21 protein-coding genes are annotated in these 25259 nt (G+C 66.9%); 14 read left to right on the top strand and 7 right to left on the bottom strand.

Annotated features, from left to right (window positions below):
* The first annotated feature begins 91 nt into the window (after nt 1-91).
* The 4 genes from EP7_RS05865 (at nt 92) to EP7_RS05850 (ending at nt 5384) form a co-directional block, all read left to right on the top strand.
* A complete protein-coding gene (locus EP7_RS05865) occupies nt 92-880 on the top strand; it encodes a sugar phosphate isomerase/epimerase family protein (protein ID WP_463526766.1) in 789 nt (262 codons plus the stop codon).
* Between the two features lie 126 nt (nt 881-1006).
* Nucleotides 1007-1762 (top strand): YceH family protein, encoded by a 756-nt coding sequence (locus tag EP7_RS05860; RefSeq protein WP_463526764.1) that lies wholly within the window; start codon nt 1007-1009, stop codon nt 1760-1762.
* Nucleotides 1763-1766: 4 nt separating this feature from the next.
* On the top strand, nt 1767-4694 hold the full coding sequence (locus EP7_RS05855; protein ID WP_463526762.1) for a glycoside hydrolase family 38 N-terminal domain-containing protein: 2928 nt from the start codon (nt 1767-1769) through the stop codon (nt 4692-4694).
* A gap of 273 nt (nt 4695-4967) precedes the next feature.
* A complete protein-coding gene (locus tag EP7_RS05850; RefSeq protein ID WP_463526760.1) occupies nt 4968-5384 on the top strand; it encodes an ester cyclase in 417 nt (138 codons plus the stop codon).
* A gap of 56 nt (nt 5385-5440) precedes the next feature.
* On the opposite strand, the gene EP7_RS05845 is transcribed toward EP7_RS05850, so the two are convergent.
* Nucleotides 5441-5830 carry a DUF3592 domain-containing protein gene (locus EP7_RS05845; RefSeq protein WP_463526758.1) on the bottom strand — a complete coding sequence of 130 codons (390 nt, stop codon included), beginning with the start codon at nt 5828-5830 and terminating at the stop codon, nt 5441-5443.
* Nucleotides 5831-5937: 107 nt separating this feature from the next.
* Nucleotides 5938-6738 (bottom strand): ThuA domain-containing protein, encoded by an 801-nt coding sequence (locus EP7_RS05840; RefSeq protein ID WP_463526756.1) that lies wholly within the window; start codon nt 6736-6738, stop codon nt 5938-5940.
* Between the two features lie 112 nt (nt 6739-6850).
* Between EP7_RS05840 and EP7_RS05835 the strand changes: the two genes are divergently transcribed.
* Together EP7_RS05835 and EP7_RS05830 are read left to right on the top strand one after the other, a co-directional pair.
* Nucleotides 6851-7405, top strand: coding sequence for a hypothetical protein (locus EP7_RS05835; RefSeq protein WP_463526754.1), 555 nt, complete (start codon nt 6851-6853; stop codon nt 7403-7405).
* A 10-nt stretch (nt 7406-7415) separates the two neighbouring features.
* Nucleotides 7416-8042: a 3-keto-disaccharide hydrolase gene (locus EP7_RS05830; protein WP_463526752.1), complete on the top strand. Its 627-nt coding sequence runs from the start codon at nt 7416-7418 to the stop codon at nt 8040-8042.
* A gap of 45 nt (nt 8043-8087) precedes the next feature.
* Here the strand turns inward: EP7_RS05830 and EP7_RS05825 are convergent, their stop codons facing one another.
* Complete coding sequence (locus EP7_RS05825) at nt 8088-10919, bottom strand: protein kinase domain-containing protein (RefSeq protein WP_463526750.1); 2832 nt, start codon at nt 10917-10919, stop codon at nt 8088-8090.
* 214 nt (nt 10920-11133) lie between these two features.
* Between EP7_RS05825 and EP7_RS05820 the strand changes: the two genes are divergently transcribed.
* The 7 genes from EP7_RS05820 to EP7_RS05790 all read left to right on the top strand — a co-directional run bounded on the left by EP7_RS05820 (nt 11134) and on the right by EP7_RS05790 (nt 16249).
* Entirely contained in the window at nt 11134-11700 is a 567-nt protein-coding gene (locus EP7_RS05820) for a hypothetical protein (RefSeq protein WP_463526748.1), read from the top strand.
* A 30-nt stretch (nt 11701-11730) separates the two neighbouring features.
* Nucleotides 11731-12210 carry a hypothetical protein gene (locus EP7_RS05815; protein ID WP_463526746.1) on the top strand — a complete coding sequence of 160 codons (480 nt, stop codon included), beginning with the start codon at nt 11731-11733 and terminating at the stop codon, nt 12208-12210.
* A gap of 37 nt (nt 12211-12247) precedes the next feature.
* Nucleotides 12248-13246: an SPFH domain-containing protein gene (locus tag EP7_RS05810; protein WP_463526744.1), complete on the top strand. Its 999-nt coding sequence runs from the start codon at nt 12248-12250 to the stop codon at nt 13244-13246.
* A gap of 57 nt (nt 13247-13303) precedes the next feature.
* Nucleotides 13304-13846, top strand: coding sequence for a hypothetical protein (locus tag EP7_RS05805; protein ID WP_463526742.1), 543 nt, complete (start codon nt 13304-13306; stop codon nt 13844-13846).
* 127 nt (nt 13847-13973) lie between these two features.
* Complete coding sequence (locus EP7_RS05800; protein ID WP_463526740.1) at nt 13974-14846, top strand: sugar phosphate isomerase/epimerase family protein; 873 nt, start codon at nt 13974-13976, stop codon at nt 14844-14846.
* 401 nt (nt 14847-15247) lie between these two features.
* Nucleotides 15248-15571 (top strand): hypothetical protein, encoded by a 324-nt coding sequence (locus tag EP7_RS05795; RefSeq protein ID WP_463526738.1) that lies wholly within the window; start codon nt 15248-15250, stop codon nt 15569-15571.
* A 114-nt stretch (nt 15572-15685) separates the two neighbouring features.
* Nucleotides 15686-16249, top strand: a complete 564-nt coding sequence (locus tag EP7_RS05790) for an REP-associated tyrosine transposase (RefSeq protein WP_463526736.1) — start codon at nt 15686-15688, stop codon at nt 16247-16249.
* A gap of 652 nt (nt 16250-16901) precedes the next feature.
* Here EP7_RS05790 and EP7_RS05785 read toward each other — a convergent pair.
* Nucleotides 16902-17381 (bottom strand): cupin domain-containing protein, encoded by a 480-nt coding sequence (locus EP7_RS05785; RefSeq protein WP_463526734.1) that lies wholly within the window; start codon nt 17379-17381, stop codon nt 16902-16904.
* 45 nt (nt 17382-17426) lie between these two features.
* Nucleotides 17427-18824, bottom strand: coding sequence for an alkaline phosphatase family protein (locus EP7_RS05780; protein WP_463526732.1), 1398 nt, complete (start codon nt 18822-18824; stop codon nt 17427-17429).
* Nucleotides 18825-19351: 527 nt separating this feature from the next.
* Here EP7_RS05780 and EP7_RS05775 point away from each other — a divergent pair.
* Nucleotides 19352-19927, top strand: a complete 576-nt coding sequence (locus EP7_RS05775) for a DUF309 domain-containing protein (protein ID WP_463526730.1) — start codon at nt 19352-19354, stop codon at nt 19925-19927.
* A 342-nt stretch (nt 19928-20269) separates the two neighbouring features.
* Here EP7_RS05775 and EP7_RS05770 read toward each other — a convergent pair whose 3' ends face one another.
* Both EP7_RS05770 and EP7_RS05765 read right to left on the bottom strand, forming a co-directional pair.
* A complete protein-coding gene (locus EP7_RS05770) occupies nt 20270-21391 on the bottom strand; it encodes a cytochrome c biogenesis protein (protein ID WP_463528371.1) in 1122 nt (373 codons plus the stop codon).
* A gap of 1538 nt (nt 21392-22929) precedes the next feature.
* Entirely contained in the window at nt 22930-25035 is a 2106-nt protein-coding gene (locus tag EP7_RS05765) for a cytochrome c biogenesis ResB family protein (RefSeq protein WP_463526728.1), read from the bottom strand.
* Nucleotides 25036-25259: the final 224 nt, after the last annotated feature.

Genomic DNA, 25259 nt, shown 5'->3' with positions numbered 1-25259 from the left:
CGACATTAGACCCGAACCTCGGCGGCCGCGCCAACCGGGGCCGACACGCCGAACGGCACCGAGCCCGCCCAACGAAGAGGTCAAGCCCGACATGATCCGCTCCCCCATCGGCCTGAGGCTCTCGGTCAACGGAGACGTCAAGGCGAACCTGCGCGAGGCCGCCCGCCTGGGCGCCAAGGGCGTCATCTTCGACGCCGCGGGCGAGCTCGGCCCCGAGCGGCTCAGCGAGAGCGGCCGCAGAGACCTGCGCCACACCCTGCGCTCGGTCGAGCTGAGCCTCATCGCCCTGAGCCTGCCCACCCGCCGCGCCTTCGACAGCGAGGACCAGCTCGAACACCGCCTCAGTCGCGCCGAAGGCGCCTTCACCCTCGCCTATGAGCTAGGCGCGAGGATGGTGGTGGCCCGCGTCGGTGGGGTCCCCCCCGAGGACGAGCCCAAGCGGCTGGCCACCTTCAAGCTCGCGCTGTCCGAACTGGCCCGCCGTTCCGGCCACAGGGGCATCCGGTTCGCCATCGAGACCGGCCCCGACTCGGGCGAGGTCCTCCGGACGTTCCTCGATGCACTCGGCCAGCCCGACCTGGCGGCGAGTGTCGACCCCGGCTCGCTGATCTCCGCGGGCCTCGATCCGGTCTCCTCGACCCGTGCGCTCGGCCCCTGGGTGGCGCACGCCTACGCGACCGACGCGACGGGCCAGGGTCGCGCCCCCGGCATCATCCAGCAGCGCCGCTCGGGCTTCCCGGCCGGGGCACTCGACTGGGAGGAATATCTCGGCTCGCTGGAGGAGATCGACTACCGGGGCTACTTGACCGTCTGGCCCGATCCCGCCGGCGACGTCCCCGAGCAGGCACGTACGATCATCGACCGCCTGAAGCAGTTCTGAAGCCAACCGGCGCAGGGCTCGTGACTTGAAGCGGGGCGACGCGGGCGGCTACCATGGCCCCCCTCGCCGCCGCACCGACCGGGTTTGCCGCGAGCCGTCGCGTCTCGCACGAGGAAGCCTACCCCGATGGACTCAGCAAACCAGAGCCCGAGCCAGCCCGATCGACCGCCCCTATCGTCCCGCGAGCGACGGGTGCTGGGCGTGCTCGTCGAGAAGCAGAAGACGACGCCCGAATATTACCCGATGACCATCAACGCCATCGTCACGGCGTGCAACCAGAAGTCGAACCGCGACCCCGTCACCAACTTCGACGCCGACGACGCCGAAGAGATCCTCCAGGGCCTCCGCAAGAAGGGGGCAACCACCCAGGTCGAGGGGTCGGGCCGGACCGTCAAGTGGAAGCACGACCTCTACGAGTGGCTGGGCCTGAAGCACAAGCCCAACGAGATGGCCATCCTCGCCGAGCTGATGCTGCGGGGCGCCCAGACCGAGGGCGACTTGCGGGCGCGGGCCTCGCGGATGATGAACCCGGTCCCCGACATGGCCGGCCTGCAAGCGGTGCTCGAAGACCTGATCGCCCGCGGGCTCGTCGTGCAGCTCTCCCCCCCCGGCACGCGCCGGGGCGTGGTCGTCATGCACGCGCTCGGCAAGCCCGAGGAGCTGGAACGCGCCCGCCAGATTCAGGCCAATGCCCCGGTCGACAACATCGACGACGCTCCGCCGCCACGCGCCTCGTCGGCCAGGCCTGAAACCGGAGCGAGCGCCGGCGGCGGCTGGGCGGCCGAGGCGGCGTCGCTGCGGGCCGAGATCGAGACCCTGAAAAACGCGGTGAATACCCTCACCGAAGAAGTCCGCGAGCTGAAAGCGGCGCTGGGAGCCTGACCCGATGGACACGCCGCACGAGCCCGAAGTCGCCTCGAACCCCGAGATCACGCCCGAGGTGATCGAAGAGCCGATCGCGGAGGTGGTCGACGAACCGACGCCCGCCAACCGGCGCACGTTCGTCATCCTCATTCCCGGCGACGGCCGCGAGCCGGCCGCCGACCTCTCCGAGCGCGACGCTCGCCAGGCCTGGGTCGCCGCGTCGGCCCCCTGGCATCCGGCGCTCCTCTCGCTGGCCGGCTGGCTCCCCCGTCACGAAGAGTTCGACTATCCCCCCGCCCCGTCGACCGGCGAAATCTGGCTCGTCCCGGCAGGCGCCGCCGACAAGCTCCCGTCGGGCTACCAGTCGCAGGCCGCCGACCTCGGCGTGCCAATCGTCGCCGTGGGCGAAGACCGCCTCGCCACGGTGGCCGAGATCCTGTTCCTGCTCGGTGAGCCCCGGTCGAAAAATCTGGAAGACCCGACGGCCGCCGATTATCTCGCGCTCGGGGCCTCGCGACGCTGGCTGCGCGACCTGACCTCGGCGATGGGCCACTCCGACGGGCTCGACCTCGACAACCTCTGGCGCGAGGTTTCCGCGGGCGCCAGGGCCTGGGCCGCCGGCGATCCGGCCGCCTCCGTGAACCGCCTCCGCGCCTCCTTCGAGATGCTGACGCAGGCCCGTGAGCGGTTCTACCCGGTCGACGCCTACCTGCTCGACATCTGCCTGCTCGATCCGGCCACCCGCCCCGAGTCCGTCGAGGCCCTGCTCCAGTCGCGGGCCCCCCTGACCCTGCTCGCGACCGGCAAGTCGATCGAATCGCTCGCCGAGAAGCGACCCGAAGGGATGGAACGCATCCGCGAGGCCATCACCGACGGCCGCCTCGACATCGTCGGCGGTGCCTACAGCGAGACCGAGGAACCCCTCCTGCCCCTAGAGTCGGTCCTCTGGCAGTTCCGCAAAGGGGGCGAGGCCTACCGCGCGAACCTGGACGACCGCAACGTCGAGACCCTGGCCCGCCGCCGGTTCGGCCTCTACCCGCAGCTCGTCCAGGTGGCCAAGCGATTCGGCTTCAGGTTCGCCGTCCACATGGGCTTCGACGCCGGTTCCTTCCCCCAGCGGCACGAGGCCAAGCGGCTCTGGGAAGCCCCCGACGGCACGACCCTGGAAGCCCTGACCCGCACGCCGATCGGCGCCGACCGCGAGGCTCAAGGGGCGCATCTCCCCTGGCGCCTGGCCACGTCCATGAAGGAAGACCACGTTGCCACCCTGCCGATGGTCCACTGGCCCGAGCCCCTCTCCGGATGGTACGCCGACCTCCGCCGGGTCGCGGCCTACTCCCCGGTCCTGGCCCGCCTGGTCACCCTGAATGACTATTTCCACCTGACCGACCGGCCGTTCGAGACCTTCCGCCCCGACCTCGATGACTACATCTTCCCCTACCTCGCCCAGGCCGTCGCCCGCCGAGACCCCGCCCCGATTTCAGGCCTGGCCGCCCACACCCGCCTCCGCGCCCGATTCGACTCGATCCGCTGGCTCGACTCCCTCGTCCTCGCTCTGACCTCGAACCCGAGCGTGCCCGAGGGGACGCCCATCGACCGGATCGAGGACGACCTCGAAACCGGCCGCCTCGACGAGACCCGAGCCTCCCTCGCCCTCCGCGAGCCCGACTCCCTGGCCGCCGCCGCTCGCGCCATCGTCGGGCCGGTCCCCGCCGAGGGGGCCCGCCCTGGATATCTGATCCTCAACCCGTTGGCCACGCCCCGCAGAGTCGCCGTCCAGCTCCCCGAGGCCGACGCCGACCTGCGCCCGACCGGCCCTCTGCGCGCTGCCCAGTTCACCGACGAAGGGGTCCTCGCCGTCGTCGAGCTCGCCGGCTTCGGCTACGCCTGGGTCTCTCGCGCCACCGACGCCACCCTCCCCCCGCCTCCCATCGGCGTCCTCTCGGCGAAGGCCCGCGTCCTCAAGAACGAGACGCTCGAGGTCACCATCGACGAGGCCTCCGGCGGGATCCGCGGGATCAAGGCCGCCGGCGACGCCTCCGCTCGGATCGGTCAGCAGCTCGTCATCAACGGACTGCGGGACGCGAACGGCGAGGCCGCCGCATCGAAGATGGTTTCCGACTTCTTCGAGGTTGACTACGCTGGCCCAGCCCTGGTCCAGGCGATCAGCAAGGGGAAGCTCCTCGACCCCGCCGGCAAAACCCTCGCCCGCTTCACCCAGCGCTTCCGCCTCTGGGCAGGCCGGCCGGTCCTCGACCTCGACGTCACCCTCTCCGACATCGACGCCGACCTGCTCACGAAGCTGGCCGACGCCGACCCCTGGGCCCACTCGATCTCCTGCCGCTGGGCCTGGGCCGATTCCGAATCGTCCCTGCGCCGGACCAGCCTGATCTCCGCCGAGCCGACCCGGGTCGAACGCCCCGAGACGCCCGACGCATTCGACATCACCAGTCAGAGGCGCCGCACGGCGATCCTCTTAGGCGGCCTGGCCCACCACCGACGCCATGGCGCCCGGATGCTCGACACCCTGCTCGTCACGGGCCGCGAGACCGCCCGCGAATTCCGCCTGGGCGTGGTCCTCGACCTCGAAGAACCGTTCTCGGCGGCCCAGGACATGGTCACGCCTCCCTACGTGATCCCGGTCGAGAACATTCCCCGGACCGGCCCCGTCGGCTGGTTCTTCCAGGTCGACAGCCCCTCCGTCATGGTCACGAGCGTCACCCCCGCCCGTCGCCCCGAAGGCGAGCCCCCCCTGGCCCTCGTCTTCCACCTCGTCGAGACTGCCGGCCGTTCGATCCGCTGCCGCCTCCGCACCTTCCGCAACCCCATCTCGGCCCGGCAGGTCGACTATCACGACGAGTCCATCGTCGACCTCTCCATCGAGGGCGACTCCGTCCTGGTCGACCTCACCCCCAACGAGATCGCCCGCATCGAGGTCACTCTCGGATAAGCATGTCGCCCTGATCCGACGAGCGCAGCACTCGTCGGACACCTAAACGGCAACGGCGATTGCCGCGATGGCCCAAATCATGTTCGTCATCGGGCCGCCAAGGAAGATCGCGGCCCAGTCGAAGTGCCCCGCGCAGGGCGAGAGGATCGCGGCAAAGATGATCTCGGATGGGCTCTCCGGGACATGTGGCGATGTCCCAATTCGGGTCATGGACGGTGCTCTCCACCATGGTAAGGTGAACGTGCATTTTCCTCGCCAGCTGGGAGCTTACCGATGTCCGACAACGCGGCGATCGTCCGTCAATTCGTCGACGAGGTCCTGAATCAGGGGGACTTCGACGGTCTGGGCCGGTTCATGAGGGAGGACGTGGTCCAGCACGTTCCCTTCCCGGGTCGAGATCCCGGCCTATCAGGCTTTCAGGAAATGTTGAGAAGCGCCCGGGTCGCGTTCCCCGACCTCCAGTGGTCCGTCGAGGAGCAAATGGTCGACGGCGACCGTGTGCTCACCCGGTTCGTATGGACCGGAACCCAACTCGGGCCATTCCTCGGTGTGCCGGCCACGGGTCGCAAGGTCACGGTGTCGGGCATGGCCCTCGACCGGCTGAACGACGGGAAAATCACGGAGACCCGGTTCCTTATGGATACGTTCGGCCTGATGACACAGTTGGGGGCACTTCCCGCGGGGCAATGAGCGGCACTGATCGTCGCATCGCGATTCGCGACGAGCGATCATTTGCGCCGCGAGCCCTACTCGCCGCCTGGATTCCCGATGCAGGCCACCACCACGACGATGATGCCGAGACTTGCGCACAAGACAGGCAGCAACCAGAGCTGCGACCAGGACGCACCGCAGGCAAGGTCGGGGTCATTCGGGTCGTAGAGGATCTCCATCGCCTCTCCGACCGATGGCCCCCCGCTGCCGAAGACCAATATCACCCGACGACACTCCCCGGCAAACCGACCTTCAAACTCCACGGTCATCTCGGGGACGCTCTCTCCGTCGCCTTCGGAGGCCACCACGGTCGCGACGGTCCGGATGCCCGATGTCGAGAGTCGGAAGGATCGCCTGGCCAGGGACAGGCCGACGACGTGGATCGCCACGCCAATGGCCGCAATCGCGACGCGAAGTCCAACCATTCCCAACCGTTCACCCTCCCCCGTTCGCGTGGCGCCCGACGCGGAGCTTTCCCTTCCCCTGCTCCGCTGGGTTCTCGAGCCCGAGCCGATCTCAACGCCAATCCGATCTAGCGAGCGGCCGTCGGCTTCGGCAAGGAATCCACGGTCCAGGTCAGCCCCTGGACCAGGAGCCTGGCGAACTCGGGCGTATGCAGCGGATCGGCCTTGCCCGGGCCGAAATCGCGGTGGCCCAGCGGGGTATGAAAGACGCGCCCCTTGCCGTATTCGCGGACCCAGGCGACGGGCCAGGCCTGACCCTCGAATTCGGTGGTGGCCAGGGGTTGGATACCGCCGGGCACCAACTGGAGCTTGTAGTAAAGCTCATCAGACAGGTCGAAGTCGGTCAGGCCCTTCGTGACCGGGTGATCGGGATTGGCGATCTTGATCCGATATTGGCCTTTGCGGGTCTTGGAATCGGGGTACTTGCCCCCCTGGGTGTCGTGCGAGAACACGCCGCCGAGCATCTCTCGCCACTCGGGAACCCAGTCGGGGGCGGCGTTGTCCCCGCCGTGGAGGCTGACGTAGCCGTGGCCTGCCTTGACGTAATCGAGGAGGGCGTGCTGCTGGGGGAGGGTCAGCTTGAACTCGGGGTCGCGGCGATCGGTCATCATGATCAGGGCGTCGTACTTGCCCAGGGCCGGGGTGACGAGGATTTCGGCGTCCTCGGCGATGGTGACCTGGAACCGCCCGGTGTCCTCCAGGAGGTTGGCCAAGTAAAATGCCTGGTCGCGGTAGCCGTGGTGCTGCCTGGCGCCTCCGCTCAGCATCAGCACCTTCGCGCCGTCGGGCGCCTTCTTCTGCGCGTAGGCGGGGCAAATCCCCGCAAAAGCCAGGAAGACGGACAGGGCCATGACGCGTGCGAAGGGCATGAGAGGACGCTCCCGAGAGTGATGGTGGGGGCGTCGGCGGGCAGGCGAGGCGCCCCGGTTTCACGGCATGGTAGTGCCGGGGCGCGGACGACACAACCGAGGAGCGATCGACGTGGCCACGAAGAATCGACGAATCCATGCGCTGGCCCTGGGCCTGTCGCTGACCGCGACCCTGATCCTCGGGGCCGACGCCCCCCCCAAGACCGTCGACGTCGGCGGCCTGACCTTCGAGATCCCCGCCACCTGGAAAGAGGGCAAGCCCACCTCCAGCATGCGCAAGGCACAGATCAGCATCCCCGCCTCTAAGGGTGACAACGACCCGGGCGAGCTGGTCGTCTTCGTCTTCCCCGGCGGCGCCGGCTCGGTCGAGTCGAACGTCAGCCGCTGGCAGGGCCAGTTCAAGAGCGAAGACGGAGAGCTTCCCAAGGTCGAGTCCAAGAAGGTCAAGGGGAAGAACACCGACGTCACCCGCGTGAAGATCGCCGGCCGCTACCTCGACCCCTTCTCCAAGGCGGGCGTGAAGCCCGGCTATCAGCTCCTGGGCGCCATCGTCCAGACCGACGACGCCGGCTACTTCATCAAGACGATCGGCCCGGCCAAGACCATCGACGACGCCGAGAAGGCGTTCGACGCCCTCATCAAGTCCATGAACGTCACCAAGAAGTGAGGCGACTCCGATGAAGCTCCGAACGGCGACACTGCTGGGGGTGCTAATGGCGGCCCTGGCCGGGGCCGACTCACCCAAAGGTGACTCCAAGGCCGACGAGGGGTTCACCGAGCTATACCGCTCGGGCGACCCTGCCAAGCAGGGCTGGGAGATGGTCGGCCCCGGCTCGATCGTCGAGGAGAAGGACGGGGTGCTCGTCACCGACGGCGGCATGGGGATGCTCTGGTACTCCCGCAAGCCGTTCAAGGACTTCATCCTGCGCGTCGAGTACAAGCTCTCCGACGCCGGCAACAACTCGGGGGTCTTCGTCCGCTTCCCCAAGAAGCCGAAGAGCCCCTGGGACGCCGTCAACGAGGGCTATGAGATCCAGATCTGCGACGGCGCCGACCCCGAGCACCGCACCGGCGCCGTCTACTCGTTCAAGGCCGCCGACGCCAAGCCCACGCTCCGACCGGTGGGCGAGTGGAACGACTACGAGATCAGGGTGAAAGGGCAGGAGTACACGATCCTGCTGAATGGTCGGCAGGTCAACTCGTACAAGGGCTCGCGCGGCGAGTCGGGGTACCTCGGCCTGCAGAACCACGACCCCAAGTCGATCGTCCGGTTCCGCAACGTGCGGATCAAGGAACTCGACTGAGCCCTTTCCGTTGAAGCGTCCGGCAGCCCGGCGCGACGCGTGGCCCTACCTGGGGACGAGCGTCGTGCCGGCGAGGACGTCGTGCAGCATCCGCTTCGGCGAGAGCGTCCCGACAGCCGCGTACACCAGCAGCATCGCGATCGACGCCAGCGCCGCGCCCCGGAGCGCCCCCTCCGATCGCGAGAGCTGATAGGTCAGTGTGATCGGCCCGACCGCCAGGATCACGAAGATCGACCAGAGCGTCGCCTCGCGCAAGGCGTGCTGGAGCCTCGAAGGAGGGCGACCGTTGAGCCTGACGACCGCGGTCCCCGCCAGCCGACGGGTGAAGCCGCCGCAGGTCGCCCACGACCAGACGGCCCAGCCCAGCGGGATCACCGCCGGCAAGATCCTCAGCAGGTGGTCGAGCATCCGCGTCAGCGAGTCCACCAGCTCGGGGTTCGTCGCATACCCTTCCTCGGGCGATTTCAGATAGGCAATATAAACACGCACAAGCGCAAGCGGGAGCAGGATCAGGGACGCCTGGAGCGAGCTGATCGCGACGAACGCCCCCAGGCTGACGAGCCGCGCCATCGGCGTCAGGCAGGTCGGCCGGTCGTGCGTCTTCTCCAGCGCGTCATGGAAGGCCCTCGGATGCTCGTATCGGTATCCGGCCCCGCAGAGTCGGTCCAGGGGCCCGCGCGCGTGCAGCGGCAAGGCCGTCAGGATCGGCGAAGACGGCTCGTCCTCCTCCGCACGACGGCCGGTCAGGGCTAGGGTCGCGGCTTCATACAGCAGCCTCAGCGACCGATCCGACGAGGTCAGTGCCACGGAGCGAGACCCCTCCGCGAGCGGGGCCCCCTTCCCCGCGGGCACGTCGGTCAGCTGGATCTGGCCGTTGGGCAGCACCCAGATGCTGTCCACGGACAGCCCGAGGGGGAGCGTCGCGTCGTCGCACGACGCGGCAAGTTCCTCCGAGAGCGTCTCCAGGATCGGCCGGGCCTCGCGCCAGGTCAGCCGTTCGGTCGACTTGACCAGGTCGGGCAGGGATCGGCCCCCGGGCGCGATGAAGGCATCCCACCGCAGGTCGTCATCTTCTCCGCCGCTGATCCATCGGGGCCGGCCGATCCGGTTGACCTCGCGGCGCACGTCCGACGCCGGCGGGTCGTCGACCGCCCTGAGGACGACCCAGACGGGCCTGCCCAGCCCCGCGTCATTGCCGTGCAACACCCGCGGCTCGGGGTCCCAGCTCAGGGCCCCCTCGACCTGGTAAGGCCCCAGCTCCGAGGGGATCCCGCCCGGCTGCATCAGCCTGGGCGAGCCCGGAGTCACCTGCCCGCGGTCGAAGATGCGGGAGCGGAACCGGTCGCGGCCACGCAGGCGGATCACCCGCGTCTCGCTCACCAGCTCGTGCAGCCCTCGGAATCCGTTGGACGCTCGCATCGTCGACGTGATGAGCAGCAGTCCCGGGATGCGCAGGAACGGCACCCACTTATCCAGGGCATAGGCCCTCTGCCAGACCGAGTAAAGGCTGAGCAGGTCGGCCGGAAGGGTCGTCAAGGCGAAGAAGACGGTCGTGCGCAGCAACGCGGGCCCCAGGCCGGGGGGCGTGGTCCGTCGCGAGTCATAAACCCGCAGCCCGAAGAACCGCTTGGCCAGCGAGGCCCCGTACAGCCCTTCCAGCAGCGCGAAATACCCGAAATAGAAGAGATCGAACGCCAGCGAGATCGCCACGTTGACGTGCAGCGTGTCCTGCCGGCCCGTCGACAGCACCCAGCCGATATCCACGAAGGTGTAGATCAGGAACCGGACGCCGAACATCTCCAGCACGAACGCCACGATCCGCAGGCCGATCCCGCCGATCGACAACCGGCTCGGCAGGAACGGGGCCAGCACTCGCGCGAACTCGGCCAGGTCGCGATACCGCCGCCCCCGCTCGCGGCTCAGCCCCTTCAAGATCGCCTGATCGAGGGCCTTGGACACGTCGGGCCGGAACTGGCGGATTGAAGGCGCGTCATCGCTGACGATCATCGCCAGGGTCGACGCCGCATCCTTCCCCTTCGCCTCGAACGGGGCCTTTCCCGTGATCATGAAATACAGCGTCGCGGCCACCGAATAGACGTCGGTCCGAGAGTCGAGCACCTCGCCGCGGATCTGCTCGGGCGAGGCATAGAGCGGGGTGCCCAGGAACGACCCCGAGTGCGTCAGGTCCAGCCCGGTGATCAGGCTCTTGGACAGGCCGAAGTCGCCCACCTTGACCCGGCCGTCGGCCTCCAGGAAGCAGTTGGATGGCTTGACGTCCCGATGGATCACCCCCAGCCGGTGCGCCTCGCCCAGCCCCTCCATCACGTCCAGGATCTTGGCGACCGACTCCTCGGGAGACAGCGGGCCGCCCGACTCGACGAGGTCCTTCAGGGTCGAGCCGGACATCAGCTCCATCACGATATACGGATGCCCGTCGAAGGCGTCGGCCGCCAGCACGAACACGCATCGTGGGTGGGTGATGGCGCTGGCCAGCCGCCCCTCCTGCAAGAACCGCTCGACGGCCACGTCGGACGCCAGCAGATGAGGCGCGATCAGCTTGATCGCCACCCGGCGGCCATTTCTCTCGTCCTCGGCCTCGTGCACCGAGCCCATCCCGCCGGCGCCGATCTTGCGCAACAGGCGGAAATTGCTCAGTCGCTCCGGGACGACCTCGGCGGACCTCGCCTCCGCCAGCGAGCCTGGCGAGAACGCGGCGGTCGCTTCCAGGCCCGTCGGGACCCCGGCCGGCCAGGAATAGTTGGCGGTCGTGTCCAGGCCGGCGGGTGCGCGCAAGGGCTGGCCGCAATAGGCGCAGAACAGCGGCGGCTCGCCGATGAATTCCGTGACCTTGGAGCAGCGCGGGCAGGACGCCTGCATGCGGATCCCACTTCTCTGGCCCGTCCGGCCGCGCCCGGGTTCGCCCGGCCGCCCCCTCGACCAGTCTAGCAGAACCAGGCCGGGCGGACATGCGGAGTCGACGCCGCCCGCTTCCAAGCCCGTCCCCTGCCGATTAAGCTACAGCGCCTCGGACGTAAACCCGGACGGCGAGACAGCCCGGCGATCGACGACCCTCGGAAGCGAGCCCCCGGCGATGCCCTACACCACCTTCGCCTGCGCACGCTGCGACACAGGCAACTTCGAGTCGGACCGGTTCTGCGCCGGCTGCGGGATTCCCCTCGGCATCCCCAGGCCCGACGCCGACGTCGCACGCGAGGCCCTGGGCGATTACGAGCCCCCCGACCCCTCCGATGCCGACGCTAGCCGTGCCCTGCGCAACTGGGTCGGCGGCACCGGGCTGCAAGTCACCCCCTCGTCGCACGGCTACCGGGTGATCGTCCCCCTCCCCCTCGACCGCAAGCAGGCGGTCTACGCCGGGTTGGCCGGACACGACGCCCAAGGTCGCTCGATCATCGCGCTCGTCTCGATCTGCGGGCCGGCCAACGACCGAGACGCCAGGGCCCTGCTCAAGCTGAATGCACGGGCCGTCGAGGGCCACTTCGCCATCCGCGTGCTCCGCGGCGAGGAATATTTCGTCGTGATCCAGAACTTCCACGCCGACCACCTGGAAGGCGCGGACCCGGCCGACCTCGTCCGCCGGATCGCCGAGCGAGCCGACGGCCTGGAAGACCGCCTCTCGCGCGGGCTCGACCTCTACTGATCCGATCGAACCAACGTCGGAGACGCGTCGATGCGCGAGCAAGTCCCCAAGCCCGTCCCCATCATCGAGAAGCTCGCCAAGTACATCCCTGGCTACGGCGGTTACCTGGAACGCGGGACCCGCCGCACCGCCGACCAGGCCCTGCGCGAGGCCATCGCCGGCCAGCTTTCCGGGCCCAAGGCCGCCGTCGAGCGGCTCATCCGCGACCGGACCAAGGCCGGCGACCTCGATGCCATCGACCCCCTCGACCGCACCGCCAGGCGGCTGGAGTCGCTGGCCCAGTCCCTGAGGGCCGCCGGATCGGGGATCGACGCCTTCTACGGCGCGGGCCGCCTGGACGACCCCAAGGCCGACACCCTGCACACGCTCGACCTCGCCCTCTTCGAGCGCGTTGACGAGCTGAAAACCATGGCGGGCGTCGCCGAATTCGACGGCAAGATCGACAAATACCTGGGCGATCTCGAGGCCAAGCTCGCCGAGCGCGGCCTCCTCCTCCAGGGCATCCGCTAGGCTCAACGTCGCCGCCAAGGACCACGGAGACCGACCGATGTCCAATCGCCTCGAGGTCATCGACTTCTTCGACCCCACCGGCCAGACCATCGTCAGGCGCGTCCCGCCCGAGGGCTCGACCGACATCAAGTACGGCGCCCAGCTCCTCGTCCAGGAATCCCAGCGGGCCCTCTTCGTCCGCGAGGGGCAGGTCTACGACGAGTTCGGACCCGGCCGCCACACGCTCACCACCGCCAACGTCCCGCTCCTCACCCGGATCCTGACGTTCCCCTGGGAGAAGTCTCCGTTCCAGGCCTCCGTCTACTTCGTCGGCATGCAGACCTTCCTCGACCTGAAATGGGGGACCAAGCAACCGATCCCGTTCCGCGACAAGGAGCTCTCGATCGTCAGGCTACGCTCCTTCGGTAAGTTCGCCATGAGAGTCGCCGAGCCGCGCCTGTTCCTCTCCAGCGTCGTCGGCACCCAGGGCCTCTACTCGACCGAGCAGATCGAAGACTTCCTCCGCGACCGGATCGTCGCCCGCCTCACCGACGTCCTCGGCACCTCGCTCACCAGTATCCTCGACCTGCCCAAACACTACGATGAGGTCGCCGCCGCCGCCCGTGCGGCCACCGCCAGCGACTTCAGGACCTACGGCCTGGAGCTGACCGAGCTATTCATCGGCGCCATCACCCCTCCCGACGAAGTCCAGGCGATGATGGACACCCGCTCGGGCATGGCCGTCGTCGGCAACATGAACGAATACCTCAAATTCCAGGCCGCCAAGGCCCTGACCGAGGCCGCCCAGAACCAGGGGAACGCCGGCGGGGCCATGCAGGCCGGGATGGGGGCCGGCTTCGGCATGATGATCCCCGGCATGGTCCGCGAGGCCATGAACTCGGGCACACCGCCAACGTCACCCGTCCCTCCCGCGACGCCCGCACCGCCGACCGTCACGCCGGGCGGCTCCGCTCGCTTTTGCTCAGAATGCGGTCAACCCACCCAGCCGGGGGCCAAGTTCTGCTCATCCTGCGGGGCCAAGCTTCTGCCGGGGTGAGACGTCCGACCGGGTCTCCGAGCCATCAAGATTCACGCCGGACTCGCGAGCGTTCGCATGACCGAAGAGGAGTGGCTGCGATCGGACGATGCGGCGGGGATGCTGCTGTGGCTCCGCGCAAACTGGCCCGGTGATGAAGCCAATCTCGATCGGCTCGTCAAGAAATATTGCCTCGCCTGCTGCCGACGAATCTGGAAGCTCCTGCCCCACATCAACAGCCGCAAGGGCATCAAGGTGACGAGACGTTTCCTCGAAGGGACCGCCGCCCTCGAGGAATTCGAGCGAGCGAGCTGGGACGCCGAAGGGGCCTACTTCGAGATCTCCTACGGCACAAATCCAGGGAAACTCGCGCGCTGGCAGAAGCAGGTTGGCGAGATCTCTCCCGACCAGATCCGCCTGCTGACAAACCCGGTCGCGCGGGGCGACGAGATCGTGACGAAGGATTTACTGACGCATGCGGCCTACTTCGCCTATCTCGCGACCTGCTTCCACGGCCGCAAGTCGCAGTATCCATATCGACTCTTCAATGCGTTCATGCCGGCCCCGATGCTTCGAGACCTGATCGACAATCCGTTCCGGCTCGAGACGACGTCGAAATGACGCGACAGATCAATCCTCGGGTGCGTCGAGCCCTTTCACCCCCGCCCCGGCACCGATAGCCTGGATCTCCCCCCGGACAGGCCGGCGGGCTCATCCTGATTTCCTGTCCTCAAACGAGGAGGGATCCATGTCCCCGATCGACCGACGCTCATTCCTGAAAGCCGCCGGCGTCACGCTGGCCGCCGCCCCCGCCCTGGCGACCGCAGCCCCCCAGGCGCCCAAGGCTCCCGCCTGGAAGAAGGCGTTCATGCTGGGCGGCGTCACCAAGGGGCCGATCCTCGACCACTTCAAGCGGCTCAAGGACGCCGGCTTCGAGGGCGTCGAGCTGATCAGCCCCAATCAGCTCGACCGCGAAGAGGTCCTCGCCGCGCGCGACAAGACCGGAATTGTCATCCACGGCGTTTCCGGCTCGGTCCACTGGAAGGACACCTTGGCCGATCCCGACAAGGCCGTCGTCGAGCGCGGACTCGTCGCAATCCGCAAGGAGATCGAGGACTGCAAGGCCTACGGCGGCACCACCGTCCTGATCGTGCCGGCCGTCGTCGGCAAGGGCGTCAGCCATCGCCAGGCTTATGAGCGGTCGCAGGCCGCCATCAAGACCCTGCTGCCCGACGCCGAGAAGCACGGCATCATCCTGGCGATCGAGGAGGTCTGGAACAAGTTCCTCCTCAGCGCCCCCGAGTTCGCCGGCTACGTCGACAGCTTCAAGAGCCCCTGGGTCAAGGCTTACTTCGACGTCGGCAACGTCGTCGAGTACGGCTACCCCCAGGAGTGGATCCACGAGCTGGGCGACCGGATCGCCAAGATCCACATCAAGGAATACGCCAAGCAGAAGCGGTTCTCCTACTCCCTCGGCGAAGGCGAGATCGACTGGCCGGCCGTCCGCCAGGCCCTCGTCGACGTCGGCTACAAGGGCTGGATCACCGCCGAGGTCGGCTACGGCGACGTGACCGAGCTGAAGGACGTCGTCGCCCGCATGTCCAAGATCCTCGAGTTCTGACCCCTCGGGTGCCATGCTCGTGCGTTGCACGAGCATGGCGCCTGCGAGATCCTCAGCCGCCTGAGGCACCTTAATCCGGCATCATGCAACACGAAGACCCCGTCCTCTCTCAAATCTGCGGTGCATCCGAAGCCCCCTGAGACGTTCGGATGCACACGCCCTGATCTTGTAGGCTGCAAGACCCCCATGCGACTTCTTTCGAGAGTGCTTCGTTGATTCATCCCTTTGTCGGGTTAACGAGTTCCGAATTTCCAGTACTCTTAATTCGGCCAGCCCCTCAAGGCTCCGGCTCATGTGTCCAGAATATTGGGCTCGAGGTACCATTGTCTGGCGAAGATGTCTGAATGCGTGGTAGGCCACAACCACTATTCCACTTCAGCACTGTTGAGCGACCTAGTTCCATGCCCGTACCCGGTGCAACGTCCGTTGGTCTTCTGGCGACGGCGCTCGCTGCGCGGATCGATCCCAGTATCCTGCAATGGGTCGGATCATCGTTGGATGCGAACGCCGATGTTATAGCCTGGCGGCTCTCAACCGCGCCGCGATTTCTGTTCTCCGTCTCCACTCACGCCGGCCAGTTGCCCGACGGCTTTTACGACCTCCAGATCTCCATCCTCGACGATTCCTTGGAGAATGGGGAAATCCTCTTCCTCGACGAAGTAAATTTGGTGGATCTCTGCGACGTGACAGAGCGGTACGATCACGGTGAGGTCATCGAGCGGTAGAGTGAGCCGAATAACTAACCTCTCGCACTAACGGAACTACCCGAGAATAAAAGTAGGGTCCGCTGTGCGGACCAGATGTTTCGTGCGGGCTGTCTCGAAAGGTTCACAGGCGCGATGCCGAACTACCGCCGGGCTTACGTACCGGGAGGGATGTTCTTCTTCACTCTGGTCACCGAGCGACGCGCGCCGTTCCTCACGGATCCAGCGGCGCGAGACCATTTGCGGCGGGCGTTTCTCAACTGCCGGTCCCGGTGGCCGTTCCGCGTCGAGGCCATCGTACTGCTGCCTGACCACCTTCACACGGTCTGGTCCCTGCCGCGGGGTGATACCGCGTACTCCGTGCGCTGGGCGTGGATCAAGAAGGAGTTCACGAAGGCTTGGGTGGCTGGCGGTGGGGCCGAGGAGGTCGTTAGCGAATCACGGGGCAAGAACCGGCGACGGGGGGTGTGGCAACGGCGCTTCTGGGAGCATTCCATCGGGGACGAAGGCGACCTGGAACGCCATTACGACTATGTCCACTATAACCCCGTGAAACACGGACTGGTCTCCGCCCCGAAAGACTGGCCCTATAGCTCCTTTCACCGGTTCGTGAGACTCGGCGCCTACCCGGCCGACTGGGGACGCACCGAGGAGCCCCTGTCCTTCGGTAGCCGACCGATCGAGGGCACCGGCGAGTGAAACCTGACGGTCCGCACAGCGGACCCTACCTTACTTCAACTTGCCAATTCCTCGGCTCGTATGGCTCTGGGGATCGTCGCTGCGTTATAACCAATAGGCGATTGCGGCTGGCAGCTAGGTTAGGCACGACCTTCCTTCCGAATAATCACCGGTCAGACGGCTGCGAGGCCAACCTATGAGTCAACGAACTTGGGTGTGCATATCTTGCCGCAAATCGTATCGACGTTCGCAGGACGTGCCCTCGCTCAACTGTCCCATGTGCCGGTCCGATTGCGAGTACGTTCACTGGAAAATCCGCATACCTTCGCCAAAGCACCCGAAGTTATGGGAGCGGTTCTGGGAAAAGTACCGGGCGGAGAAGGCCCTCCTTGCTGCGTTCAATCGAGGTGAGTTGCGAGAGGTCGTCTCCCTGGAACTTCTCAACACGGTGCTACAACCGACTCCCCTCGCCTGATAGCATCGAGACGTAGATCTTCGTTATCCCTATCCCTCGAAGGGTAAACAGCGGTTGCGGTAAGCTGCGTTATCGCAACCGCCTCAGATTCGATATGGCCCAGCGAGAAGCGATCAAGGGGATGAGAAATCCTCCCCAACCGCCATGGCGCCCTGCTTGTCTCACGGGCTCACGACAGCATGCGGCCCCCGATCAAGGTCACTTCCCCGTTCCCTTCCCCACCCACTTCATGAAGTAGAACACGATCGGCACCTTGCCCGTGTTCACGATGCCGTGCGACACGTTCGGGGTCGTGTACATCACCGAGCCGGGTCCGACCTTCGTCACCTTGCCGTCGACGACGATGTCCCCCTCGCCCTGCTCGATGACCATCACCTCTTCCTCGGGGTGAACGTGCGGCGGGTGGGGCGTCTCGCCGGGATTGAGGACGAGGCGGCCCGTGACGAACTGGGAGCTTCCCGGGGTGTCGCCGGCGAGGTAGATGCCCAGCTCGCCGACCTGCTTGCCGTCGACCACGAACGGGGTCATCTTCACGTCGGCGAGCGTGATCGTCTTCGAGCCCAGGACCTCGGCCCGCTCGCGGGCGTGCAGCGCCTCGCGCGAGCCCCAGGCCACCAGCAGCCCGGCGGCCAGGGTCCAGGGGAGTGCCCGCGACATCTTGCGAATCGGCTCGGTCATTGTTGATCCTTCTTGGTGAGAAGTCATGGATTTCGTTTAAAATGATCAGGACGGCTCGACGCCCAGCGCCCCGCACCAGAGGCCGAACACGTCGGTCATCGCCAGGTCGGCGCCTGGTGTGGGCCCGTCGCCGATGAGCAGGGGACGGTCCAGCGGGTCGGGCTCGGCAAGGCCGTGGCTGCCTCGGACAAGGCTGGCGTCCAGCGGGGTGACGTCGAACAGCGTGCGGAATCCCAGCTTCTTCTGCAAGAGTCGTCTCATCAGGTGCAGCTTGGGTAGTGACAACGTCGGGTCGATGAACAACTCGCACGGGTCGTATCCCGGCTTGCGATGGATGTCCACCGTCCGCGCGTAGTCGGGGGCCGCCGCGTCGTCGAGCCAGAACGGGTAGGCGAACCACGAATCACGCTCAGACAGCACGACTAGCTCGCCCGACCTCGGGTGATCGAGGCCCACGGCCGCGCGGGCCTCCCCTTCCAGCACTCTGGCCACCCCCGGCTCGGCCTCCAGCCTTCGCCTAATCCGCGTCCGGTCGTCAGCCCTCGACGCATAGACATGGGCCAGTTGATGGTCGCAGACCGCGAACGCACGGCTCGTCAAGGGGTCGAAGACCTCGCCGAACGGCCCGGGCCGCACCGCAAAGTGTCCCTCCCGGCGCAGGATCCGGTTGAGGTAGACGGGCCTCGACACGTCGCAATGTCCGTACTCGCTGACCACCCAGACCCGCGCCCCGGCGGCCTTCGCGGCATCCAGCAGTGGGGCGCATGCCTCGTCCAGCTCGCCGACGAGCTTCGCCATGTCGCAGCCGCTCGGGCCTTTGCGCTGGGGCTCGTAGTCGAGATGCGGCAGGTAGACCATCGTCAGGTCGGGCGCATCCTCGCGCACGACCTCGGCGGCGCAGCGGGCGATCCAGTCGGTGCTCGGCAGGCCGGCCAAGGGCCCCCAGAAGGTCCGGAACGGGAACGGCCCCAGCGTCGCTTCCAGCGCCTCGGTGCGTCCCGCGGGCGTCCCCCAGATGCCGAACGCCTTGTTCCCGTCCGCCGCATAATAGGGCTTCGGCGTGACGCTGATCTCGACGTCGGCCCCCTGGTTGAACCACCAGAACAGCTTGGCCGCCCGGAATTTTTTACCCCGAGCCTCGGCCTGCCGCTTCGCCAGTTGATAGATTGGCGGGGCCTGGATCAGGGCATTCGACTGCTGCCAGAAGCGAACTTCCCCGGTCTCGCGGAAGTACCAGCCATTGCCCACCACCCCATGCCCGGCCGCCGTCTTGCCCGTCAACATGCTCGCCTGGGCCGTGCAGGTGACCGCCGGCAAGACCTCCCGCAACGGCCGCAACCACCCGGCTGTTGCCAGGGCATTGAGCCTGGGCGCCAGCGGCAGCAGCCTGGGAGTGAGGCCCACCGCGTTGATCACGATCATCGGAGCGTAAGGACGGTCCACGCAAAACCCTCGACCCGATCGTCACTGCGACCGCCACCCCGGGTGGCAGCCCGCCAGATAGGCTAACATCCGCCCCCATCGCGGTCGAGCAGCCCGAGCCGGCGGAAGTCCGACGGGCGAAATCGGTCTCACTTCAACGAAACTAAGCATAAGCATATTTACATAGTTATTGATAACGGACTGGCGAGCCATGATCGTATCCCGCGCTCTCCGCGGTCGTTTAGAATGGAATCCCGTCTCCTGCCCGTCCTGCTTTTGAACATTCGGTCACAGCGCCGACGTCGCCCCGAGCGAGGCCTATGCCTCGACACGCCTGACTCGATCTCTTCGGATGTAAACCACCGGCAGGCCTCTCGCATTCCACTCGGCGTCTGCCGTCCGCAACCGGGTTGGACCCCACCTCCATTCGTCTGCTTGCACTCCGCAGGACCCACAACCAAGCGTGGGAAGTTTTCTCGCCTCAAGTCTCTTCAAGCGAATCGATGGCTCGACACATTAACTGGCCGCTGCCAGGGGGATGACTCGCGTTGACCAACCGCTCGGGAATCGATGAGGAGCCTGGGGGCGTTGACGAGGGATTCCCCGCCTACACCTACATCCCCAGCCGGGGCCTGCCCCACCCTCGCTCATCGCCGCTGGGCCACTCTCGCAATGTTCCCGGTCCCGTGGCCCGTCCGATCGTCGCTGACCGTTGGAACGACTCCCCGAACTTCATGCGTGCATGCCGCCTGTTCAACGCAGGCTACTACTGGGAGGCCCACGAGGAGTGGGAGGCCAACTGGCATGCGCAAGGGCGGACCGGCCCGGTGGCCGAGGTCGTCAAGGGGCTCATCAAGCTGGCCGCCGCCGGCGTCAAGGTACGTGAGGGCCGACCGATCGGCGTCGCCTCCCACGCCCGACGTGCGGCCGATTCCTTCCGAGACGCACGAGTCGCTGTCGGCCCGACTCTTCTCGGCCTCGATCTCGACCGCCTGGAACTGCTCGCCCGCGACCTTGCCGACCACCCGATCGCCGACGAACCCGGCCGCGACGGTCTTGCCCGCCCCGTGTTCCAGTTCCGTATCGAGCCTGGAAGTCTGGCCAGACAACCGGGCGAAAAGTGAGCACCGCGATTTTCGCAAACTATCTTGACAGTAATGGGTTACGATCTCCGATCGCCGAAAAACAGGCCGCAATGACCTACCGTAAGGGCGAGCGGCCACCACCTTGATTCCTGGCTGAGGGGTCGAAGCGATAGCCCCGATTCCCCGACAACTTGGGAAGACAAATCGAACCCGGCGCCCCGGACTCTTCAAAACGAAACGAACCCGGCGCCTCGACCTGGCGCCATGACGAAACGAACCCGGCGCCCAGAATAAGCCCCCTCGACACCGTTCGAAAGGAAGACGCCCGGGGGTTAACCCGGGCGTCGAAGTTGCGGTCGTTGGGCTGACTTGGAACCGGGATCAGGCGACCGGATGGTGCGGGACGGAGGCCAGGCGGCGACGCCAGGCGGCACCCGCGCAGTAGGAGAGCATGCCGGTGGAGACGGCCATGACGACGCCCTGGCCCCCCTTCTCGGCGAACCCGTAGCTGTGCAGGCCGACGCCCAGGACGAAATTCACCCCGTACCAGGCCATCAAGACCGACATGAAGCAGGCCACCGACGCCACCGTCAGCGTGAACGTGTTCACCCAGCCGGCGAACCGCCCGTGCAGCGGCACTAGGTAGATGAGCAGCGTGATGAGCGCCCAGACTTCCTTGGGATCCCAGCCCCAGAACCGGCCCCAGGAGTAGTCGGCCCACACGCCGCCCAGGATCGTGCCGGCGGCGATCAGGAGCACGCCGACCTGCATGGTCCGGTAGATGTAGTTGGCCAGCGGCTTCACCACCGAAGCCGTCGCCTGCATCGCCAGGCCGCGAGAGTCCAGCTTGACCGCGGGCCCCTCGGCTGCGGCGCGGGCCCTGATCTCGGCGATGACCGGGTTGGTCGAGGCCACCGGGGTGCCCGGTGTCGGCCCTTCGCCGGCAACCAGCTCGGCGCCCGTCTCGACGTCGTCTCGGAACCTGAGCCGATTGACCAGCTCGCCCAGCGGGGCGAATACGCCTGCACCGGTCAGCACTCCGCCAACGACCGCCGTCAGCAGGACCACATAGAAGCCGAGCCCGTCGTTGACGTACTGGGTTCCATAGGCGCCGCCGGCCGCCTGCACGCCGGTCCAGCCCAGGGCCAGAAGCGGGATGCCCGGGATCAGGGGGAGCAGCAGGCTGCTGTAGCTGGGCGAGCGGCGGTAGGTGGCCGTCAGGTAGTAGGTTGTGCCGATCATGCCCAGGCCCATCGCCAGGGCGAACGCGGCGTAGCTCGACACCTCGCAGAGCACGTGGATCACGAGCCAGTAGTTGCTCCGCAGGACTGGCTGGAGGCTCTTGATGTTGGGGTCGAGCAGCGTGACGTTGGCCGCCAGCATGCAGGCCAGCAGGGCCAGGCCGGTCGCCGCGGTCGCGACCACGCGTCGAGGGTAGATCAGCTCGAAGACCAGGCCGAGCACCGCCGTCACCAGGGCCACCCAGACCACCGTCTCGTACATGTTCGTCACCGGCGCCCAACCGGAGATCATGACCCTGAGGTAGAAGCCGTAGATCTCCAGCCCGATGCCCGCCAGGAATCCGGCCATGCCCGCACCGTAGAGCGCCTGGCCGAGCCGTCCCACCATCGTCTTGCTCGCCTTGATCGGCAGGGCCAGCATCAGCAGGACCAGGCCGAGGCCGTAGGCATACTGGGCCTTGTAGAAGGGGGCGACCTCGTTGAAGGTCAGCTCGCGGCCGACCTCCTCGATCGCCGGATAGGCCTTCGGGTTGATCTCCTGGCCGACTTCTCGGGCCGAGGCGATGAGTGCCTTGGCGGGCTCGAGGGCGACGGCGCCCGGGCTCGAACGCTCGGCCTCCTCGAAGGCGGCGAAGGCGGCGCGGAAGGCCTCGACCTGGGGGCCCGGGAAACCGGCCTCGACCAGCTCCTCGGGCTTGCTGTCGAGGATTGTCTTGAGCGGCACCCAGGCGGAGTTGTCCTTCATCCAGTCGCTGAAACGGGCATCGAACTTGGCGTCGGTACCGGGCACGGCCCGGTCGTCGATCTGGATGTCGTTCCAGTACTTCAGCAGCGACTCGGCCGCCTCCATCTGGAGCGGGCTGAGGCCCTGCCCTCGGTTCTTGACGCCGGCGTCGTAGGCCTTGGCGGTGAACTTCAGCGCGGCGGCGTTGAAGGGCCGCGGGAAGATGAGGATCGGATTCGAGCGGATCTGGCGGTCGCGGATGATCTGGTAGGCCGCCAGCCGGCCGCCGACCTCGACCGCCTTACTCTCCAGCGTGGAGAGGTTGTCCTCCATCGCCTCGCCCTTCTTCTGGGCGAGCTGCTGCCACCACTGGGCGAAGTCCAGATGCTTGCCGTCGACGTGGACGTGGCCTTCCTGGAGCTCACGCGGGGTCAGCCGCTTGTGGTCCTCGGCCAGAGTGTCGGCGAGGTCGTTCAGGCCTTTGGCATTGGTGGCGTCGAGCCCCTTCACCTTGGCCAGGGCACGCAGCTCGTCGGCATTGACCTCTTCGGGCTTGATCGCCTGGGCCATCGTCTTGGCGGCGGCGGGCGAGTCGGGGCTGTCGATGATCGCCTTGAGGCGAGACTCGAAGGCACCGGCGAGGAGCACCCGCTTCAAAGGGAGGTACTCGACGAGGATGATCGGCAGCTCGTCCCAGACATCGGGCCTGGCCTGGATGTCGACGAAGGCGGCCGTCGGCTTCCAGGTCTGGTTGACCTCGCCGTCGGGCCCCTTCAGCTTGATCGTCTCGATGCCGTAGATCGACTTGATCTCTTCGCGGGCCATGGTGTCCAGCGGCTTGACCCGGCCGTGGTGCATCAAGGGAAGGCTGCCGGCCGCCTCGTAGCCCGGCCCGCCTCCGTTCGGCTTGGGACCGGGCGAATCGGCCCCGATCAAGAGGAGGGCGAGGCCCATCACCGGCCATTGAACTCGTCGCATCGGTGGGTCGCTCCAGTGTCGTCGGCGGTGTGGGCCGGCAGGGGTCTGACGGTGGGCGAACATGCGGGGTTGAGTCGTCGGGCCTTGGCCTCGGCGACTCAGAGGTCTTCGAGGTATTCGCCGGCCGGCTTGGTCTTCGGCGTCTTGACGTCGGGCGCGTCGGAACCGCCGATGTCCGCCGGCTTGACGCGGCGACGGGTCAGGTTGTAGACCCCCGACCTCATGTAGAACTGCATGAACGTTCCGAGCACGACCAGCAGGCTGCCGGCGTACTTGATCCGGCGGCCGGGGTCTTCCGCCACCTGGAAGACCGATTGGAACTTGCCGGTGGGCCGGAGCGTGGCCGGGTCTTCCGACCGGATGTAGCTGGATTGGTAGAACGTCAGGCCGCGATGCTCCATCGGCTCATTCATGGAGATGGTCACCGGCCGATCCTTGATCTTCCTGGCCTCGTCGGTCAGGCGGATCTTGCTGGTGAAGCTCGATGCCTGCTCGGTGCCGGGGTCGAACTTGACGTCGAAGTCGTCGAGGTCGATGTGGAAGCCCAACGGCTCGCGCTCGAAGTCGTAGCAGACCTGGAACGACTGGTCCGGGAACCGGATCGTCTGCCAGTTCTGGTCGAAGCTGATCGAACGACGCGCCCAGAACTCGCGGGTCACGCCGTTGACCTTCATCTCGACGAGTGCGGCCGGGATGCCGTTGCCCTTCTGGCCGACGGGGAGATTCAGCTCCTCGCAGACCGTCTTCTCGATGCCCGTCTGGAGATAGCGCTCGGCCTTGAAGGTGAGCGTCATGGGCATCTTGTCGCCCCCCATCCCCAGCACGCTCTCGCCCAGCGGGAGCGTGCCAGAAGCCCGGATGGCGACCCCCTTGTTCCCCTCGGTCAGGCCGAAGGTGCGGTAGAAGAGCTTGCCGGCGGAGTCGCCCATCACCTCGATGACCCCGCGACGCGACATCATGGTCGAGCCGTCGAGCTTGGGCAGCGAGTAATAGCTGATCGCCGCCAGGCCCACGGTCGTGCCGGACTTGTCCTCGGGATCGGGGATGAAGCTGGGGACGGTGGGAAGCATGCCCCAGCCCATGTGACGGAGCGCCGGGCCATCCCCCTTCTTGATGCTGTACTCGACGATGGGGATCTCGTCATCGCCGACCATGGAGTAGAACTCGCTCGACTCCTCCTCGCGCCCCTCGATGGCGGTCGGGAACTCGATCATCCGCTGGAAGCTGACCGTCAGGTCGCTGTCGGGGAGCTGGAACGGGCTGGCCGCCCCCTTGCCGTCGACGGGCAGGTCATAAACCCGATCCTTGCCCGTCTTGTCCTTGTACCGGAACCGGGCCGCACCATTGGGGCCGAGCTCCTTGGGCGGGTTGAGGAAGTCCTCGACCATCTCGGGCTTGGTGACGAACTGGAAGCTGATGCGGGCGGGGCCGACGACCCTGGAGACCCTCGAAAGCTTGTTCGAGGGTGCGACCATGAACCAGCTCTCGCTCTCGGACCGGAACATCGGCACTGCCTCGGCCGCGCCGGGGGGCTTGGCCAGCGCGAGCAGCTTGAGCGAGGGCGAGCCGCCGGTCGCATCGACCACGACGCGGCTGGGCAGCGAGGCCGGCAGGTGGGCCTTGAGGGCGACCGTGAACGGATCCTTCTCACGGGTCAAGGTTTCGAACCGGCCCGGCTTCCAGGCGAAGACGCCCGGGCGGAACGCCAGCTCGACTTCCTCGGTCGCCTGCCCGGTGTGGGCGTCGATCGGCCTGACCCGGAGGATCGGGTGATCGGTGATCATGAGCTGGCTGCTCTGGGTCGCCTCTTCGAGCGCGACCTGCCCTTCCCTGGACGTCCTGAAGCTGTAATAAGACCCCGCGATCAGGATCAGGAGCCCGGCGTGGGTCACGACGAACCCCGCCTGGCGTCGCTTCCAGGGGAAGCGGATGGTGGCAGCGCACAGGATATTGGCCGCGAGGAACGCCAGGAGCACCGCGAAGCCGGCGCTCTGGTAGATCTGCTCTTGGACCGCCGCGGTCCCGTGCCACGACTCATAGAACGTCGCGTACGCCAGCACGGCGGACAGCGAGCTCAGCGAGATGACGGCCAGCTTGAGCGAGGCCAGGAACCGATAAATAGCGTCGCAAGCCAGCCAGAGGGAGTTGAGCATTCCCGGGCGCGCCGGGGCCGCCGTCTTCGGATCGGTCATAGAGGTCGCCATGGGGTCACACCTTGCGGGGGAGCGATCGCGTCAAGGGTGGGCGTCGGGGCGGTGGGCGTCGACCACGAGGCGGCACGATCTCGACTCAGTCTAGTCGAATCGCACGATCCGGACCAGACCCGCGGCGCGCGCCGCGAGACAGTCTTGCTACGCTCGCCTCGGCCTCGAGGGTTCGCGGTGGGGCGGGATTGACGACATGATTCTGGCCATGACGGCGGGACGGG

The sequence above is a fragment of the Isosphaeraceae bacterium EP7 genome (assembly GCA_038400315.1).
Lineage (GTDB): Bacteria > Planctomycetota > Planctomycetia > Isosphaerales > Isosphaeraceae > EP7.
This window is presented reverse-complemented; position numbering and strand designations above follow the sequence as displayed.